Raw genomic sequence first — 16,737 nt, 5'->3', positions numbered from 1 at the left:
CCCTGGTGATAAACCTGATGGATTCTAAGGGGTTACACTTAGACTGCGGAAGCCCTCTTGCGCTTTTCTTCCCAATCGGCCCCGAACTGGACCGAGGGGCAGAGTTCGCCGAGGATCCAGTCGCGGAAGATGCGGATCTTCGGCGTGTTGCGGCGCGCGTGGGGATAGGCCAGCCAGTAGTCGCAGCCGTCGCTGCAGCGCAGGTCGAAAGGCTGGTAGAGCCGGCCGAGCGCCACGTCGTCGCCGTAGAATTCCGGCGTCAGGATCGCCACCCCCTGGCCGGCAACGGCTGCGCGCGCCTCGAAGGATTGTGCGCCGAGCCGGCTCGTCGGGCGACCCTCGAGGTCCGGATCGTCGACGCCGGCGGCGGAAAACCAGATCCGCCACCAGGGATCGCCCGCGTCGATGATCCTGAGCTTCAGGAGATCGCGTGGCTCGCGTATCCCCCCGACGGTTTCGGCAAGGGCCGGGCTCAGCATCGGGCTGAACTCGACCCGCATCAGCGGGTGGCTGTCGAGTCCCGGCCAGACGCCGGCACCGGAGCGGATCGCCAGATCCGCGGGTTCGCTGGCAAAATCAATGATCTTGTCGTTGGTGCTCAGCCGCACGGCGATGTTGGGATGGGCGAGCTGAAACGGGCCGATGTTGCGGGCGAGCCATTGCGAGGCGAAGGTCGGGGTCGAGCTGATCAGGAGTGCGCTGTCGATGTCGCCGCGCGCCGAGGAGACAGCCTCCTGCAGCATCTCGAAGGCCTCGGTGACCCGCGGCGCCAGCCGCTGGCCGACATCGGTCAATGCGATCTGGCGCGGGCGGCGCAGGAACAGCGGTTCGCCGACATTCTCCTCGATCAGCTTGATCTGGTAGCTGACGGCGGTCTGGGTCATGCCCAGCTCTTCGCCGGCCTTGGTGAAACTGCCGAGCCGCGCCACGGCTTCGAAGACCCTCAACGCGTTCAACGGAAACTGCCTGGACATCTTCATGGATAAGCTCTCTTGATGCATGCAGACGGATGTTCGATTGGATTTCAATCCTCTTCCACGGCATCCTGCAAGTCAACTTCCCAAGACGAACAGGTGATCAAAATGACTTGCGACGTTCTCGAACATACTGAAAGAAAACCAGTTTTTTCGCTGGGAACGGTCGTGCGGTTCACGTCCACCCTGTTTCGCGGCGCCGTTGCCGCCAAGCCGATCCTGGATGTCAATGCGCTGTCCGACCATATCAAAAGAGACATGGGTTTCATGGATGGTCGCGGTCCCTATGGGGACGATGCCGAGGCGAATTCCGACGCTCGCCGTCTCTTCAACAGCGACGAGCTGCCCCGGATCTGACCGGGTGCCTCCCGAGCGCCGCGCGTCAAACGGGATGCGCGGTGCTGTCATCAATCAAAGGGATTGCCGAAGGCGTTCGACGGCCATCAGCACGCGCTCCGGCGTCGCCGGCGTGTCAAGACGCGGGCATTCGCGGTAATCGGCAACGCTCGCCACGGCCATCGACAGCGCCTCGAGCACCGAGATCGGCAGCATGAAGGGCGGCTCGCCCACGGCCTTGGACCGCCCGATGGTTCTTTCCGCATTTTCCGACCACTCGGCCAGTTTGACATTGAAGATCTTCGGCCGGTCGGAGGCGAGCGGGATCTTGTAGGTCGAGGGCGCGTGCGTGCGCAGCCGCCCCTTGTCGTCCCACCACAGTTCCTCGGTCGTCAGCCACCCCATGCCCTGGACGAAGCCGCCTTCGATCTGACCAAGGTCGATTGCCGGATTGAGCGAGCGGCCGACATCGTGCAGCACGTCGACGCGGTCGACCATGTATTCGCCGGTCAGCGTATCGATCGACACTTCCGACACCGCGGCGCCATAGGCGAAGTAGTAGAAGGGCGTTCCCCGGCCGGTCGCGCGGTCCCAATGGATCTTCGGGGTCTTGTAGAAGCCGGCGGCCGAAAGCTGCACGCGCGCCATATAGGCGAGCTTGATGAATTCCGGGAAAGGTACCAGCTCTTCGCCGATCTTCACGTGATCGGGTACGAAGGTGACGTTTTCCGCCTTGGTCTGCCAGCGCTCGCAGGCAAAGGCGACGAGCCGTTCCTTGATCTGGCGTGCCGCATCGAAGGCGGCCATGCCGTTGAGATCGGAGCCGGAGGATGCGGCGGTTGCCGATGTGTTGGGCACCTTGCCCGTCGTGGTCGCGGTAATCCTGACGCGGTCGAGATCGACCTGGAAGCTGTCGGCGATCACCTGGGCGACCTTCACATAGAGGCCCTGGCCCATTTCGGTGCCGCCATGGTTCAGGTGGATCGAGCCATCCTGATAGATGTGCACCAGGGCACCCGCCTGGTTGAAGGCGGTCATGGTGAAGGAGATGCCGAATTTCACCGGCGTCAGTGCGATGCCCTTGCGAATGATGCGGCTAGTGCGGTTGAACTCGACGATGGTCTTGCGACGCTCCTGGTAGTCGGCGTCGGCTTCAAGCTCGGCGACGATGCGCGCGATGATGTTGTCTTCGACGTGCTGGTGGTAGGGCGTGATGTCCCGGCCGGAGCCCTTCTCGCCATAGAAATTCAGCTTGCGGATTTCGAGCGGATCCTTGCTGAGCTGGTAGGCGATCTCTTCGATGATGCGCTCGCCGCCGATCATGCCCTGCGGACCACCGAAGCCGCGATAGGCGGTGTTGGAGACCGTGTTCGTCCTCAGCGGCTGCGACGTCAGCCTTACATGCGGGTAGAAATAGGAGCTGTCCGCATGGAACAGGGCGCGGTCGGTCACCGGTCCGGAGAGATCGGAGGAATAACCGCAGCGCGCCGCGTAATTGGCATGCACAGCCCGGATGCGGCCGTCGTCGTCGAAGCCGACGTCATAGTCGACGAGGAAGTCGTGACGTTTGCCGGTCGCCGTCATGTCGTCGTCGCGGTCCGGGCGAAACTTCACGGCGCGGCCGAGCTTCTTCGCCGCCACAGCCGCAAGCGCTGCGAACTGGTTGCCCTGCGTTTCCTTGCCGCCGAAGCCGCCGCCCATGCGGCGCACATTGACGGTCACTGCATTGGAGGGAACGCCGAGCACGTGCGAGACCATGTGCTGGATTTCGCTCGGGTGCTGGGTGGACGACCAGACGGTGACCTCGTCGTCCTCGCCGGGAATGGCAAGGGCGATGTGGCCTTCGAGGTAAAAATGCTCCTGGCCGCCGATGCGCATCCGGCCCTTCAGCCGGCGCGGCGCCTTTTCCAGTTCGGCGTCGGCATCGCCGCGCTGCAGGGTGAGGGGCTGGGTGACGAGTTCGCCGCCATGGGCGACGGCGTCGGTAATATCGGTGAAATACGGCAGGTCGCGATAGCTGATCTTCGCCAGCTGGGCAGCACGGCGGGCAATGTCGCGCGTCTCGGCGATGACGGCAAAGGCCGGCTGGCCGTGGAACTGCACGATGCCGTCGGCAAGCACCGGCTCGTCATGCAGGTGGCTGGGGCTGATGTCGTTGGAATGGGGCATGTCGCTGGCGGTCAGCACGCAGACGACGCCGGGCGCCGCGACCACGGCCGAGAGATCCATCTCGGTAATTTCGGCATGGGCGCGATCGGTCATCCCCAGCGCGCCATGCAGGGTGCCCGCTGGTTCCGGCATGTCGTCGATATAGTCAGCGGTGCCGGCCACATGCTTGTGGGCGCTGTCGTGGCGCTGCGGCGCATGCATTTCGCCGCGGATCGCCTTGCGTTCCTCGAAGGTCGACTTGTCCATGATCACCTCTCTCCCGCCGCATAGCGCACGAGCTCCGCCGGCTGACCGCTGGTTTCCAGCAGGAAGCGCATCAGCAGGTTTTTTGCAGCCAGCATGCGATAGGTGCTGGTGGCGCGCCAATCGCTCAAGGGCTGGTAGTCCGCTTCGAAGGCTGCTTGAGCGGCGCGCACCGTTTCCTCGGTCCAGGGCTTGCCGATGAGCGCTGATTCCACGGTTGCGGCGCGCTTCGGCGTACCGGCCATGCCGCCGAAGGCGATGCGGGCAGACTTCACCCTGTTGCCGTCGAGGGAAATGCGGAAGGCACCGAGCAATGCGGAAATGTCCTCGTCGCGGCGCTTGGAGATCTTGTAGGCCGCAAACAGCTCATCCGCCGGCAGCCTGGGTACGAAGACGCTCTCGACGAATTCGCCGGCTTTGCGGTCCTGCTTGCCGTAGGCGATGAAGAAATCTTCCAGCGGCAGGGTGCGCACCCCTTCCGTCGAGCGCAGCGTGACGGTTGCTTCGAGCGCGATCAGCGGCGGCGGGCTGTCGCCGATCGGCGAGCCGTTGGCGATGTTGCCGCCGATCGTGCCCATGTTGCGCACCTGTTCGCCGCCGATACGGTCGATCAGCCGGCCGAAGGCCGGGTAGGCCTTGCTGAGGGCTGCAAAGGCGGCGGTGTAGCTGACGCCGGCACCAATGGTCAGGCCGGCGGCGCTTTCCTCGATGCGCTGCAGCTCCGAGATGCCGTTGATGAAGATGGCGGGATCGATCGGTCGCATCTGTTTGGTGACCCAGAGGCCGACATCGGTCGCGCCGGCGACCACCGTCGCGCCCTTGTGTTCGGCAAGAGCGTCAGCGAGGCCGGCGGCATCGGCCGGCACGATCAGACAGCTTTCACCATGGCGGATGGTGATCGTCTTTTCCGGTTGCAGCGCCTTGAGGCGGGTAATGGTCGCCTCGCGCGCCGCGGTGATCGGATCGAAGACGGCGGAGGGTCGCGCCTTGGCGGCGGCTTCGGCCGCTTTTACGATCGGCTCGTAGCCGGTGCAGCGGCAGAGGTTGCCTTGCAGCGCCTTTTCGATGTCGGCGCGGCTGGGATCATCGTTCGACAGCCACAGGCAATAAAGCGACATGACGAAGCCGGGGGTGCAGAAGCCGCATTGCGAACCATGGAAATCGACCATTGCCTGCTGCACCGGATGCAGTGTTCCGTCCTTGGCCGCGAGATGCTCGACCGTCACCACATGGGTCGCATGCAACGATCCGACGAAGCGGATGCAGGCATTGACGCTTTCATAGACCAGCGCGTCGCCGGCAAGGCGGCCGACGAGCACGGTGCAGGCGCCGCAATCGCCCTCTGCGCAGCCTTCCTTGGTGCCGGTCAGCCGGCGCTCGAGCCTGAGATAATCGAGCAGCGTCGCTGTCGACGCGACATCGGACAGCGCCACCTCCTTGTCATTGAGGATGAAGCGAATGCTGTCGTCGTCCTTGCGTTCCCTGTGCTTGGGCATGCCATTCATTCCTGCTGATGCTTGGCCGCAAAAACCGGAATCGTTCCCGGCAGCGGACCATGCGCATTTTCATAGAGTTAGGGCGTCATCCGCCTTGTCTCAATGGACGGGCGCGCTCTATTGCGCGGTCCAGCCGCCGTCCATGGAAACATGCGTGCCGGTGATTTGCGCCGCATCGTCGCCGGCGAGGTAGACGGCCAATGACGCCACCTGTTCGACCGTGATGAACTTCTTGGTCGGCTGGCCCTTGAGCATCACGTCGTTGATCACCTGTTCTTCGGTGATGCCGCGGGTGCGGGCCTGATCCGGGATCTGCTTTTCGACAAGCGGGGTCAGCACATAACCCGGGCAGATCGAGTTGGCGGTGATGCCGTTTTCCGCAACTTCGAGCGCGACGGTCTTCGTCAGCCCCATGATGCCATGCTTGGCAGCGACATAGGCGGATTTGAACGGCGAGGCGACGAGCCCGTGGGCCGAGGCGATGTTGACGATGCGGCCCCAGCCCTTTGCTTTCATGCCGGGAAGGGCGGCGCGAATGGTATGGAAGGAGGAGGAGAGGTTGATGGCGATGATGCGGTCCCACTGCTCGACCGGGAAATCCTCGACCTTCTCGACATATTGAACGCCGGCATTGTTGACCAGGATGTCGACGCTGCCGAAGCGCTTTTCAGCCGTCGCCATCAGATCGGCGATCTCGTTCGGCTTCGTCATGTCGGCCGGGTGATAGATGACCGTTCCGGTGGTGAGCGCGCCGACTTCGTCCGTCGCGGCCTTGATTTCGTCCGGTGCGCCGAAGCCGTTCAAGACAATGTTGGCGCCGCCCTTGGCGAATGCCTTGGCAATGGCAAGGCCGATGCCGCTCGTCGAACCGGTGATGACCGCAGTTCTCGTCATTCCTGATCTCTCCCTTTGCAGCGCCACCGATCCTGCCCGGTTTTTGCGACGCAACAGCGTCAACCTACGCGTAAAACCGCTGAGGTGACAATTGTGTTTTTCAGGCCGCCGACGCAGAGTTTGCGGCCGGAGGCTTCGCGGCGATTTCTTGCGTTTTGTTTTCGTTTGACATTCGTTTTGCCATCGTATTGAAGTTTTTCGAAATGGACGCCGCGCCCCTTGGGAAGGGCGTCGTAACACGTGATGCAGGCCGGGGAGGGGCATATGGGCGGATATATTCTCGCGATCGATCAGGGCACGACGTCGAGCCGGGCGATCGTCTTCGATGGCAAGCAGCAGGTGGCGGGCGCCGGCCAGAAGGAATTCAAGCAGCACTTTCCGAAATCCGGCTGGGTCGAGCACGATCCGGAGGAAATCTGGGAGACGGTCGTCGTCACCGTCAACGAGGCGATCAAGAAGGCGGGGATCTCGGCAAGCGATATCGCCGGCATCGGCATCACCAACCAGCGCGAAACCGTCGTCGTCTGGGATCGCCAGACCGGCAAGCCGATCCACAACGCCATCGTCTGGCAGGACCGCCGCACCGCGGCCTACTGCGACAAGCTGAAGAAGCAGGGTCTGGAAAAGACCTTCACCAAGAAGACCGGCCTGCTGCTCGATCCCTATTTCTCCGGCACCAAGCTCAGCTGGCTGCTGTCGAACGTAAAGGGCGCCCAGGCCAGAGCCGCCAAGGGTGAGCTTTGCTTCGGCACCATCGATACTTTCCTGATCTGGCGGCTGACTGGCGGGAAGTCCTTCGTCACGGATGCGACCAACGCCTCGCGCACGCTGATCTACAACATCGCCGACAATGCCTGGGATGACGAGTTGCTCGACATCCTGCGCGTGCCCCGCGCCATGCTGCCGGAGGTGAAGGACTGCGCCGCCGATTTCGGCGTCACCGACAAGGCGCTCTTTGGTGCTGCGATCCCGATCCTCGGCGTTGCCGGCGACCAGCAGGCCGCCACCATCGGCCAGGCCTGCTTCAAGCCGGGCATGCTGAAATCGACCTACGGCACGGGCTGCTTCGCGCTGCTCAACACCGGCAAAGACATGGTGCGGTCGAAGAACCGGCTGCTCACCACCATCGCCTATCGGCTGGATGGCGAAACCATCTATGCGCTCGAAGGCTCGATCTTCGTTGCCGGCGCGGCGGTGCAGTGGCTGCGCGATGGCCTGAAGGTGATCAAGGCGGCACCCGACACCGGCACGCTTGCCGAAAGTGCCGACCCGTCGCAGGAGGTCTATCTGGTTCCGGCCTTTACCGGTCTCGGCGCGCCGCACTGGGATCCCGATGCCCGCGGCGCGATCTTCGGCATGACCCGCAATACAGGGCCCGCCGAGTTCGCGCGTGCTGCGCTCGAGGCGGTCTGCTACCAGACGCGCGACCTGCTCGAGGCCATGCACAAGGACTGGCGCAACCACGGCAAGGAAACGGTCTTGCGCGTCGACGGCGGCATGGTCGCCTCGGACTGGACGATGCAGCGGCTTTCCGACCTTCTCGATGCGCCGGTCGACCGGCCGACCATCCTCGAGACGACGGCGCTCGGCGTTGCCTGGCTCGCCGGCAGCCGCGCCGGCGTCTGGCCGAAGCAGGAAGATTTTGCCAAATCCTGGGCCCGTGATCGCCGTTTCGAGCCCGCGATGGACGAGACGACACGCAAGGCGAAGCTCAAGGGCTGGCGCAATGCAGTCAAGCGCACACTGAGCTAGGTCCTGACCCTTGGCCTGATCTAAGCACCGTTTGGCACCATCCGGGAAACACAGTGTTTCCCGGATGCGCATTTGCTGCCCGCGCCGGAGCCAATTATCTGTCGGTAAAACAACGATAGGATGGGCACCATGGAACTCGGGCTTTACACATTTGCGGATGTCGATCCGAATGCTGCCGACAAGGGCCGGGAAGGCCAGCGTCGGCTTGCCAATCTGCTCGAGGAGATCGAACTGGCCGATCAGGTTGGGCTCGACGTCTTCGGCCTAGGCGAACATCACCGGCCCGATTATGCGGCCTCGGCGCCAGCCGTGATCCTTGCCGCAGCCGCGGCCAGGACGAAGACTATCAGGCTGACGAGTGCCGTGACCGTTCTGAGTTCAGACGACCCGGTGCGCGTGTTCCAGCAGTTTTCCACGCTCGACCTTCTCTCCAACGGTCGGGCCGAAATCATGGCCGGGCGCGGCTCGTTCATCGAATCCTTCCCGCTCTTCGGCCAGTCGCTCGACGATTACGACCAACTCTTTGCCGAAAAGCTCGACCTGCTGATGGCGTTGCGCGAAACAGAGAAGGTCTCCTGGGCGGGCGAGATGCGCGCGGCGATCAGCGATCGCGGCGTCTATCCGCGTCCGCTGCAGGAGATGCTGCCGCTATGGATCGCGGTGGGCGGTACGCCGCAGTCGGTTGCCCGCGCCGGTGCCCTCGGCCTGCCGGTGGCGCTCGCCATCATCGGCGGCGAGCCGCGCCGGTTCGCGCCGCTGTTTGACCTTTATCGCGAGGCCGCCCGCCGCGCCGGCCAGGATCCGGCGAAGCTGAAGACCAGCATCAACGTTCACGGCTTCATCGCCGATACGACCGATCTTGCCGCCGACCAGTTTTATGGCCCGCAGGCGGAGGTGATGAACCGCATCGGCCGCGAGCGTGGCTGGGGGCCGACGAACCGCGCGCATTTCGACCAGGCGCGTAGCCCCGCCGGCAACCTCTTCCTCGGCGATCCGGAAACTGTGGCCGAGAAGATCGTCGAGAACTGGAAGCTCTTCCGTAACGACCGCTTCCTGCTGCAGATGGCGATCGGCCCGATGCCGCATGCGCAGATCATGCGCGGCATCGAACTCTACGGCACCAAGGTCGCGCCGCTGGTGCGCAAGGCGCTGGCGGAGGAGCGGGCCGGACTGGCCGCTTCGGCCTGAGCCATCGCAGGCCCGTCATCTATCGACTGTCGGCGCTGGAAAATCCGGTGCCGACGGGTTACATGTGAGCGCGAAAGCGAGACACGGATGACCCTCAACAACGAAGAAGATCTGCTGCGGCTGAAGGAAATCGGCCGCATCTGCGCCAATGCGCTGCAGGCGATGGGCGAAGCTCTGGAGCCCGGCATCACCACGGCGGAACTGGATGCCATCGGCCGCAAGGTGCTGGAAGATGCCGGCGCGCGGTCCGCGCCAGAACTCTGCTACCAGTTTCCCGGTGCCACCTGCATCAGCGTCAACGAGGAAATCGCCCACGGCATTCCCGGCAGCCGCATCATCCGCGCCGGCGATCTCGTCAATATCGACGTCTCCGCTGAAAAGGACGGCATCTTCGCCGATACCGGCGCTTCCTTCCCGGTGCCGCCGGTGACGGCCGCGATCGACAGGCTCTGCCGCGACGGCAAGCGGGCGATGTGGGTCGGCCTCAAACAGGTGCGTCCCGACCAGTCGCTTGCCGCGATCGGCAACGCCATCGGCGATTTTGCCCGCAAGAACCGCTATTCGCTGGTCACCAACCTTGCCAGCCACGGCATCGGCCGCTCCCTGCACGAGGAGCCGAAGGAAATCGCCACCTGGCCGGATCCGAGCGAGCGGCGGCGCATGACCGACGGTATGGTCTTTACCGTCGAACCGTTCCTGTCGATGGGAGCGGATTGGGCCGAGAGCGGCGACAAGGATGACTGGACGCTCTATAGCGAACCGCGGGCACCGACCGTGCAGTACGAGCACACGGTCGTCGTCACGCGCGGTGGCCCGCTGGTGGTGACGCTGCCCGGCTGACGGGCATCGTTCGATTCCTTCAATAGGTCGTTCAATTATAGTGATTTGTGGTGTTCGTTTTGCAGTGCAATAAACTGCCATGACCACGTTCGACAGACCACATCACGCAAGCCTCGCCTCGACCGCCACAGCCGGCGCCATCGCCATGGCGGTCGCCATGGGCTTCGGCCGCTTCTCCTACACGCCGATCCTGCCGGCGATGATGGCGGACCTCGGTCTGTCGCCGTCGGATGCCGGTCTTATCGCCTCGGCAAACTTCGTCGGCTATCTCGCCGGCGCCGTGCTGGGCGCTTACGGCTGGGCGCACGGGCATGAGCGCAGGATCGGGCTTGCCTCGCTGGCGGCAACCACGCTGCTGCTCGCAGCGATGGGGCTTTCATCCTCGGTGTTCGTGCTCAGTCTCATCCGCTTTCTTGCCGGTCTTGCGAGCGCCTTTTCGATGATCTTCATCTCCGGCATCGTTCTTGGTCACGGGCTGCTGGCGCGGTCCGAACATGTGCCGGCGGTGCATTTCGGCGGCGTCGGGCTTGGTATCGCCTTCTCCTCACTTTGCGTCTGGTTGGCGCCTCTCGCCGGTGTCGCCGGGCTTTCCGCGTCGCAAACCGACTGGTTCACCGGCGCTCTTGTCGGCCTGGTCGGCACGATCGTTGTCGCGCTCATGCTGCCGGCCGGTCCCGTCTCCGGCAATGGCGCCGCGCGTGAAAAGCCGCTCACCTGGACGCGACCCCTGACCGTGGTGACGCTGACCTACGGCTTCTTTGGGTTCGGCTACGTGATTACCGCGACGTTCCTCGTCGCCATGGCCCGCGATGCGAGCGGCGGCCACAGCATCGAGTTCCTGGCCTGGCTGTTGACGGGCTTAAGTGCGGCGCTGTCGGTCTATCTCTGGCGCTCGGCCGTGCCGCGTTTCGGGCTTGCCGGCGTCTACGCGATCGGTTTGCTGGTTGAGGCCGTCGGCCTTGTCCTGACCGTCAGCCTGCCGCTGCCCTATGCGCCGCTTGCCGGCGGGCTGATGCTGGGCGCCACCTTCATGATGATCACCGCCTACGGCCTGCAGATCGGCCGGCACCTGGCGCCGGAAAGCCCGCGCAAGGCGCTTGCCCTGATGACGGCGGCCTTCGGCATCGGCCAGATCATCGGTCCTGTGGTTGCCGGGTGGCTCGCGCAGCGCACCGGCAGTTTTTCAGCGCCCACCCTGATTGCGGCGGCGGTGCTGTTCGTCTGTGGCATGGTGGTGGTGCTGGAACTGCGCAGGATCAGGGCCGCATTGGGTCGGTGAAGCCCAGCGATTTTCGGGCGCCCCGGACGGCGTTTTCCGCGCGGAGCCTCATGAAATATCAGTAACATTCAGATTGCGTAATTGTTGCCACACGCAATTTGCCCTAGTTTCGGCCGCATCAGGAGGCAAGTCGTTGTCCTCCCAAGAAACGTGAGTGCCGTCCCTTGTTCCAATCCTTCTTCCCGCAACCTAAATCCTTCTTTACGTCCGCGATAATCTGGACGATTGTCACAATCGCATTCTGGTACACCGTCGGAGCCAATTTGGGCGTCTCATTCGGTGCAGGGCCGATGGCGGAAGGGACCGAACCGATCGGCGCCGCCTACTTTGTGACGCCGGACAAGTTGTATTTCTATCTCTATTTTCTTTTGTGCGGCGGCATATTTGGCGCGGCCTGGAGAATCTACGATCGCGAGCATCGCTGGTTCAATTGGTCCATTTGGGGAAGTCTATTTATAATATTTTCTACTTACTTCGGCGTTTTAGTTTCGTTGGCAGTCAACAATTGGCGCCGTCCCTTCTTTGACCTTTTGCAAGCAGCTCTGGAGCATAAGCCGGGAGTTACTGCCGGTGATTTCTACACTCTTCTGATAAAATTCTCGGAAATCGGAGCGATTGCGGTCTTCGTTTTTGTTGCTACGCGATTTTTTATCAGTCACTACGTATTTCGTTGGCGAACTGCAATGAACGAATTCTACATGTCGCAATGGAGCAAGCTTCGCCATATCGAAGGCGCTTCTCAGCGCGTTCAGGAAGACACGATGCGTTTTGCTGACATCTCGGAAGGTTTGGGGGTAAATCTGATTGACGCAGTCATGACACTGGTTGCGTTCTTGCCTCTCCTTCTGTCGCTTTCGAAGCATGTTCCTGACCTTCCTGTCTTGGGTGCGGTCCCGTATTCGCTGTTCTGGCTCGCCTTGGCCTGGTCCGTGTTTGGAACTGTCCTGTTGGCGGTTGTGGGCGTTAAGCTTCCTGGAATCGCTTTTAGAAATCAGCGCGTGGAGGCTGCGTATCGTAAAGAATTGGTTTACGGTGAAGACGATGAATCGTGCGCTACTCCGCCAACTGTCGCTGATCTGTTCAACAATGTACGTCGAAATTATTTCAGGATGTACTTCCATTACCTTTATTTCAATATGGTAAGATCGATTTATGGTCAGGCAGACAGTGTGTTTGTATACTTCTTTTTGGTTCCGACGTTTGTTGCCGGTACGATTACTATGGGTATTTTGCAGCAGATTCTGACTGCATTCGGGCAGGTCAGTAGTTCTTTCCAATATCTCGTCAACTCGTGGACAACGATAATAGAATTGTTGTCCATCCATAAGCGCCTGCGCGCCTTCGAATCTGTGCTTTACGAAAAGCCGCTGCCGGAGATCGATCAGCAGTTCATCAAAGTCGGCGGGAAGGAAGAATTGGCGCTTTGACTGCAGTATTCAGAAGGCGGAGCGATCCGCCTTCTTTTCTGCCTGCTCGATCATCGGCAGCGCCTGGGCGTAGCTGACGCAGGCGACATCGGGTTTGGTGCAGACCTCGGTCAGCAGTCGGTCGAGCGCGCGCCAGTAGGCGCCACCGTTCATTTCGACGAAATGGAAGCCGAGCTGCAGTGGGATCCGGTCGCCAGCATACTCCCTGTCGAAGGCCTTCCTGTAGGCCTCGTATGTGCGGGCCTCGAAGGCGGCGCTGTCCTTCTTGTTTTCGACGCCCATCGAATGGCGTACGAACAGATTGTAGTCCATGCCGATCACGGGGCGCTTGGACGGCCCTTCGGGGATCAGCGGCAGACCGAAGCGCGGCAGGCCGTCTTTCTCCATCGGCCAGCCCGGCCCCTTGGTCACCAGGCTCGCGTCATAGGTGAAGCCGGATGCCTTCAAGGCGGGAAGCAGGCCATCGCTCAGCGAAAGGTAGGGGGCACGGAAACCCTTGATGCCGGTCCGGGCAAATTCAGCCCAGCCTTCTGGCTCGGCTTCGGGCTTGTCTGCCTTCTTCCAGGCATCGCGTAGCGCCGTGTCGAAGGTCGAGAATTCACTTTGCCAGTCAGCCTTCGTCCAGTCCTTGCCATCGAAATGGCCGCAGGCGTGGCTGGCGATGTCGTGGCCGTCGAGATGGGCCTGCCAGATGTGGCCGGCGCGGGCGGAGATTTCTTCGCGGCTCTGGGCAAAGCCGACATTGGAGCGACCCGGTTTCAGCCCCGGCGGCTTGTAGATCTGCTTGCCGTCGGCCCGTGTCATCAGGAACGTGCAGGAGAGGAAATAGGTGAAATGCGCATTGGTGCGCCTGGCCATCGCCAGGCTCTTCTCCCACAGCGCGTTGTCATGTGCGCCGTCGAAGGAAACGATGACGAGCTGTTTGTCCTTCGCAGGAACAGCCGGTGCAACCCTGTCGAACGTGGGTTCGGCAGCCGCGGCGAGGGAAGGGCAAAGGGCGAGAGAAAGGGCAATAAATGTTCGGATCATGATATCTGCGACGATTTGCGTATGCGGTCCCTTTATCCAGGAATGCGGCAATCCTTTGATCTGTCTGGAAATTTCTCAGCACTCCGGCTATGCCTGATACCAAGTCTCGATGATAGGAACCTATCATCGAGACTTGGTATGAGTGGACAGAACAACAATGAAGGACGGGTGACGACATGGCGTTGCTGATATTGGGTATCGTGATCTTCCTGGGCATCCACCTCGTTCGCAGCTTCGCGCCCGGCCTGCGCGCATCGGTGATATCGAGCAACGGCACCGGTGCCTGGCATGCGATCCACGGCATTTGTGCGCTGGTCGGCCTCGGCCTGATAGCCTATGGCTTCGACCAGGCGCGTGCCACCACCGGCATGCTCTACACGCCCCCGGTCTTTTTCGCGCACATCGCGCTGACACTGATGCTGATCGCCAGCATCTGTCTCGTGGCCGCCTATCTGCCCCCGGGCAAGATCAGGGCGGTCACCAAACATCCGGCGATCCTTGCTATCAAGATCTGGGCACTCGCCCATCTCCTTGCCAATGGCGAGACGTCGTCGGTGCTGCTCTTCGGCGCCTTCCTCGCCTGGGCGGTCATCCTGCGAATTTCGATGAAAAAGCGCTGGCGCGCCGGTGAAATCACCTATCCGGCGTTCGTTTCCTACCGCTACGACCTCATCGCCCTGGTACTCGGGCTTGCCCTTTACGGGATGATTGTATGGAAGTTGCACGAACTGGTGATCGGTGTTTCTCCGATGGTTGTCGGCTAAATGACGCACGCCCCCTTACAACTGCCACAAAATCGGGTAGAAGGCGCAAAATCCTAATAGCGTGCAGGGAAGGCCGAGAGGCCGGGGCAATCGATGGCGAACCAAGACGACAGCTTTATCCGCGAGGTGAATGAAGAACTGCGTTCGGACCGGATGAAGAACATCTGGGACCGTTTCGGCAGCGTCATCGTGGCGATCGCCGTGCTTATCGTTCTGGGAACCGTCGGCAAGGTCGGCTACGACTACTGGCGCGACAACGCGTCCTCGAAATCCGGCGACGAATTCCTCCAGGCGCTGAACCTTGCCAAGGAAAACAAGGCCGATGAAGCGCTGGCCGCTCTGAACAACCTGCAGAAGGACGGTTACGGCGCCTATCCGGTGCTCGCCCGTCTTCGCGCGGCGACGCTTCAGGCCGAGAAGGGCGAGACCGATGCCGCCATCAAGGCGTTTTCGGATATCGGCAAGGATACAAGCCTGCCTGAGGCGCTTCGCGATGCCGCCCGGCTGCGTGCTGCTTACCTGCTGGTCGATCACGGCACCTATGACCAAGTCTCTGCCGAAGTCGAGCAACTGGCGGTGCCGCAGAACACTATGCGCCATTCGGCCCGCGAGGCGCTTGGCCTGTCTGCCTACAAGGCCGGCGACGTCGCCAAGGCGAAGAGCTGGTTCCAGCAGATCGTCGATGACGCCCAGAGCCCGCGCAATGTCGCAGGCCGGGCGCAGATGCTGCTCGACGTGATCGCCGCGAGCGGCAAAGCCTAAGCGCATATCCCTGAAGACCGGGACCGGTCTTTGGAAAGGATATGTTGATTTTCAAAGTGTTGGAGCGCTGCGTGTCCTGATGACGCGCAGCGCTTTCAGACGGAAACGGATACGTTCATGAGTTTCACCGTCGCCATCATCGGGCGCCCCAATGTCGGCAAGTCCACCTTGTTCAACCGCCTGGTTGGCAAGAAGCTGGCGCTCGTCGACGATACCCCGGGTGTTACCCGTGACCGCCGTCCGGGCGATGCCAAGCTCATCGACCTGCGCTTCCGCATCGTCGACACCGCTGGTCTCGAGCAGTCAGCACCCTCCAGCCTTCAGGGCCGCATGTGGGCACAGACCGAGGCCGCGATCGACGAAGCCGACCTGTCGCTGTTCGTGGTCGATGCCAAGGCAGGCCTGACGCCGGCCGACAAGACGCTGGCGGAAATGCTGCGTCGGCGCGGTAAGCCGGTCGTGCTGGTTGCCAACAAGTCCGAGGCGCGCGGTTCGGACGGCGGCTTCTATGACGCCTTTACGCTGGGGCTTGGCGATCCTTGCCCGATTTCTGCCGAGCATGGCCAGGGCATGCTCGATCTGCGCGACGCGATCGTCGCGGCGATCGGTGAAGACCGTGCCTACCCGCCGGAAGACGACGTGGCCGAGACTGACATCGACCTGCGCCCGACCACCGGTGAGGCGGCGGAAGAGGATGAGGTCGAGCCGGCCTATGACGAAACCAAGCCGCTTCGCGTGGCGATCGTTGGCCGGCCGAATGCCGGCAAGTCGACGCTGATCAACCGTTTCCTTGGCGAAGACCGGCTTTTGACCGGACCGGAAGCCGGCATTACCCGCGATTCGATCTCGGTCGAATGGGACTGGCGCGGCCGCACCATCAAGATGTTCGATACCGCCGGCATGCGCCGCAAGGCGAAGGTGCAGGAGAAGCTGGAAAAGCTCTCGGTCGCCGATGCGCTGCGCGCCATCCGGTTTGCCGAAACGGTGGTGATCGTCTTCGACGCGACCATTCCGTTCGAAAAACAGGACCTGCAGATCGTCGATCTCATCATTCGCGAAGGCCGGGCCGCCGTGCTCGCCTTCAACAAATGGGATCTGGTGGAAGATTGGCAGGCGGTACTTGCCGACCTTCGCGAAAAGACCGAGCGGCTGTTGCCGCAGGCGCGCGGCATTCGCGCCATACCGATTTCCGGCCATACCGGTTACGGCCTCGACCGCCTGATGCAGGCGATCATCGACACCGACAAGACCTGGAACCGTCGCATCTCGACCGCGCGTCTCAACCGCTGGCTCGATTCGCAGCAGGTGCAGCATCCGCCGCCGGCCGTTTCCGGCCGCCGCCTGAAACTGAAGTACATGACGCAGGTGAAGGCCCGCCCGCCGGGCTTTATGATCTCGTGCACGCGCCCCGACGCGCTGCCGGAATCCTATACCCGTTACCTGATCAACGGGCTGCGCAACGATTTCGACCTGCCCGGCGTGCCGATCCGCATCCATTATCGCGCGTCGGACAATCCGTTCGAGAACAAGGCCCGCAAGAAGCGCTGAGCCGTCGGCATCAGCGCTCGCCGCCGCAGATCGCGG

14 protein-coding genes are annotated in these 16,737 nt (G+C 62.3%); 9 read left to right on the top strand and 5 right to left on the bottom strand.

Going from position 1 to position 16,737, the window contains the following annotated elements; all coding sequences use genetic code 11:
- Nucleotides 1-38: 38 nt before the first annotated feature.
- Nucleotides 39-980 (bottom strand): LysR substrate-binding domain-containing protein, encoded by a 942-nt coding sequence (locus tag BC363_RS03130; protein WP_065786299.1) that lies wholly within the window; start codon nt 978-980, stop codon nt 39-41.
- Between the two features lie 12 nt (nt 981-992).
- Between BC363_RS03130 and BC363_RS03125 the strand changes: the two genes are divergently transcribed.
- Nucleotides 993-1,331 carry a hypothetical protein gene (locus tag BC363_RS03125; protein ID WP_139109889.1) on the top strand — a complete coding sequence of 113 codons (339 nt, stop codon included), beginning with the start codon at nt 993-995 and terminating at the stop codon, nt 1,329-1,331.
- Between the two features lie 54 nt (nt 1,332-1,385).
- Here BC363_RS03125 and xdhB read toward each other — a convergent pair whose 3' ends face one another.
- The 3 genes from xdhB to BC363_RS03110 form a co-directional block, all read right to left on the bottom strand.
- Nucleotides 1,386-3,725, bottom strand: coding sequence for a xanthine dehydrogenase molybdopterin binding subunit (gene xdhB, locus BC363_RS03120; RefSeq protein WP_065786301.1), 2,340 nt, complete (start codon nt 3,723-3,725; stop codon nt 1,386-1,388).
- Nucleotides 3,726-3,727: 2 nt separating this feature from the next.
- The gene (xdhA, locus tag BC363_RS03115; RefSeq protein ID WP_065786985.1) at nt 3,728-5,218 is read right to left on the bottom strand and encodes a xanthine dehydrogenase small subunit; all 1,491 of its coding nucleotides are present in this window, start codon (nt 5,216-5,218) and stop codon (nt 3,728-3,730) included.
- 117 nt (nt 5,219-5,335) lie between these two features.
- A complete protein-coding gene (locus tag BC363_RS03110) occupies nt 5,336-6,112 on the bottom strand; it encodes a 3-hydroxybutyrate dehydrogenase (RefSeq protein ID WP_065786302.1) in 777 nt (258 codons plus the stop codon).
- 264 nt (nt 6,113-6,376) lie between these two features.
- On the opposite strand from BC363_RS03110, the gene glpK reads away from it, so the two are divergent.
- The 5 genes from glpK to sbmA all read left to right on the top strand — a co-directional run bounded on the left by glpK (nt 6,377) and on the right by sbmA (nt 12,598).
- Complete coding sequence (gene glpK, locus BC363_RS03105) at nt 6,377-7,864, top strand: glycerol kinase GlpK (RefSeq protein ID WP_065786303.1); 1,488 nt, start codon at nt 6,377-6,379, stop codon at nt 7,862-7,864.
- 129 nt (nt 7,865-7,993) lie between these two features.
- Complete coding sequence (locus tag BC363_RS03100; protein WP_065786986.1) at nt 7,994-9,052, top strand: LLM class flavin-dependent oxidoreductase; 1,059 nt, start codon at nt 7,994-7,996, stop codon at nt 9,050-9,052.
- Nucleotides 9,053-9,139: 87 nt separating this feature from the next.
- Nucleotides 9,140-9,892, top strand: a complete 753-nt coding sequence (gene map, locus BC363_RS03095) for a type I methionyl aminopeptidase (RefSeq protein WP_065786304.1) — start codon at nt 9,140-9,142, stop codon at nt 9,890-9,892.
- A gap of 79 nt (nt 9,893-9,971) precedes the next feature.
- Nucleotides 9,972-11,171 carry an MFS transporter gene (locus tag BC363_RS03090; protein ID WP_202618522.1) on the top strand — a complete coding sequence of 400 codons (1,200 nt, stop codon included), beginning with the start codon at nt 9,972-9,974 and terminating at the stop codon, nt 11,169-11,171.
- 164 nt (nt 11,172-11,335) lie between these two features.
- Nucleotides 11,336-12,598: a peptide antibiotic transporter SbmA gene (gene sbmA, locus BC363_RS03085; RefSeq protein WP_065786305.1), complete on the top strand. Its 1,263-nt coding sequence runs from the start codon at nt 11,336-11,338 to the stop codon at nt 12,596-12,598.
- Nucleotides 12,599-12,607: 9 nt separating this feature from the next.
- On the opposite strand, the gene BC363_RS03080 is transcribed toward sbmA, so the two are convergent.
- Nucleotides 12,608-13,627, bottom strand: a complete 1,020-nt coding sequence (locus BC363_RS03080; protein WP_065786988.1) for a polysaccharide deacetylase — start codon at nt 13,625-13,627, stop codon at nt 12,608-12,610.
- Nucleotides 13,628-13,803: 176 nt separating this feature from the next.
- Here BC363_RS03080 and BC363_RS03075 point away from each other — a divergent pair, with 176 nt between their 5' ends.
- The 3 genes from BC363_RS03075 to der all read left to right on the top strand — a co-directional run bounded on the left by BC363_RS03075 (nt 13,804) and on the right by der (nt 16,701).
- Nucleotides 13,804-14,391 carry an NnrU family protein gene (locus BC363_RS03075; protein ID WP_065786306.1) on the top strand — a complete coding sequence of 196 codons (588 nt, stop codon included), beginning with the start codon at nt 13,804-13,806 and terminating at the stop codon, nt 14,389-14,391.
- 93 nt (nt 14,392-14,484) lie between these two features.
- A complete protein-coding gene (locus BC363_RS03070; protein WP_065786307.1) occupies nt 14,485-15,153 on the top strand; it encodes a tetratricopeptide repeat protein in 669 nt (222 codons plus the stop codon).
- A gap of 117 nt (nt 15,154-15,270) precedes the next feature.
- The gene (gene der, locus BC363_RS03065) at nt 15,271-16,701 is read left to right on the top strand and encodes a ribosome biogenesis GTPase Der (protein ID WP_065786308.1); all 1,431 of its coding nucleotides are present in this window, start codon (nt 15,271-15,273) and stop codon (nt 16,699-16,701) included.
- The last annotated feature ends 36 nt before the right edge of the window (nt 16,702-16,737 follow it).

Origin of the sequence: Ensifer sp. LC384 (assembly GCF_001695865.1) — a bacterium.
Lineage (GTDB): Bacteria > Pseudomonadota > Alphaproteobacteria > Rhizobiales > Rhizobiaceae > Ensifer.
Note: the sequence above shows the minus strand (reverse complement) of the source record. Positions and strands in the feature narration are given on the sequence as shown.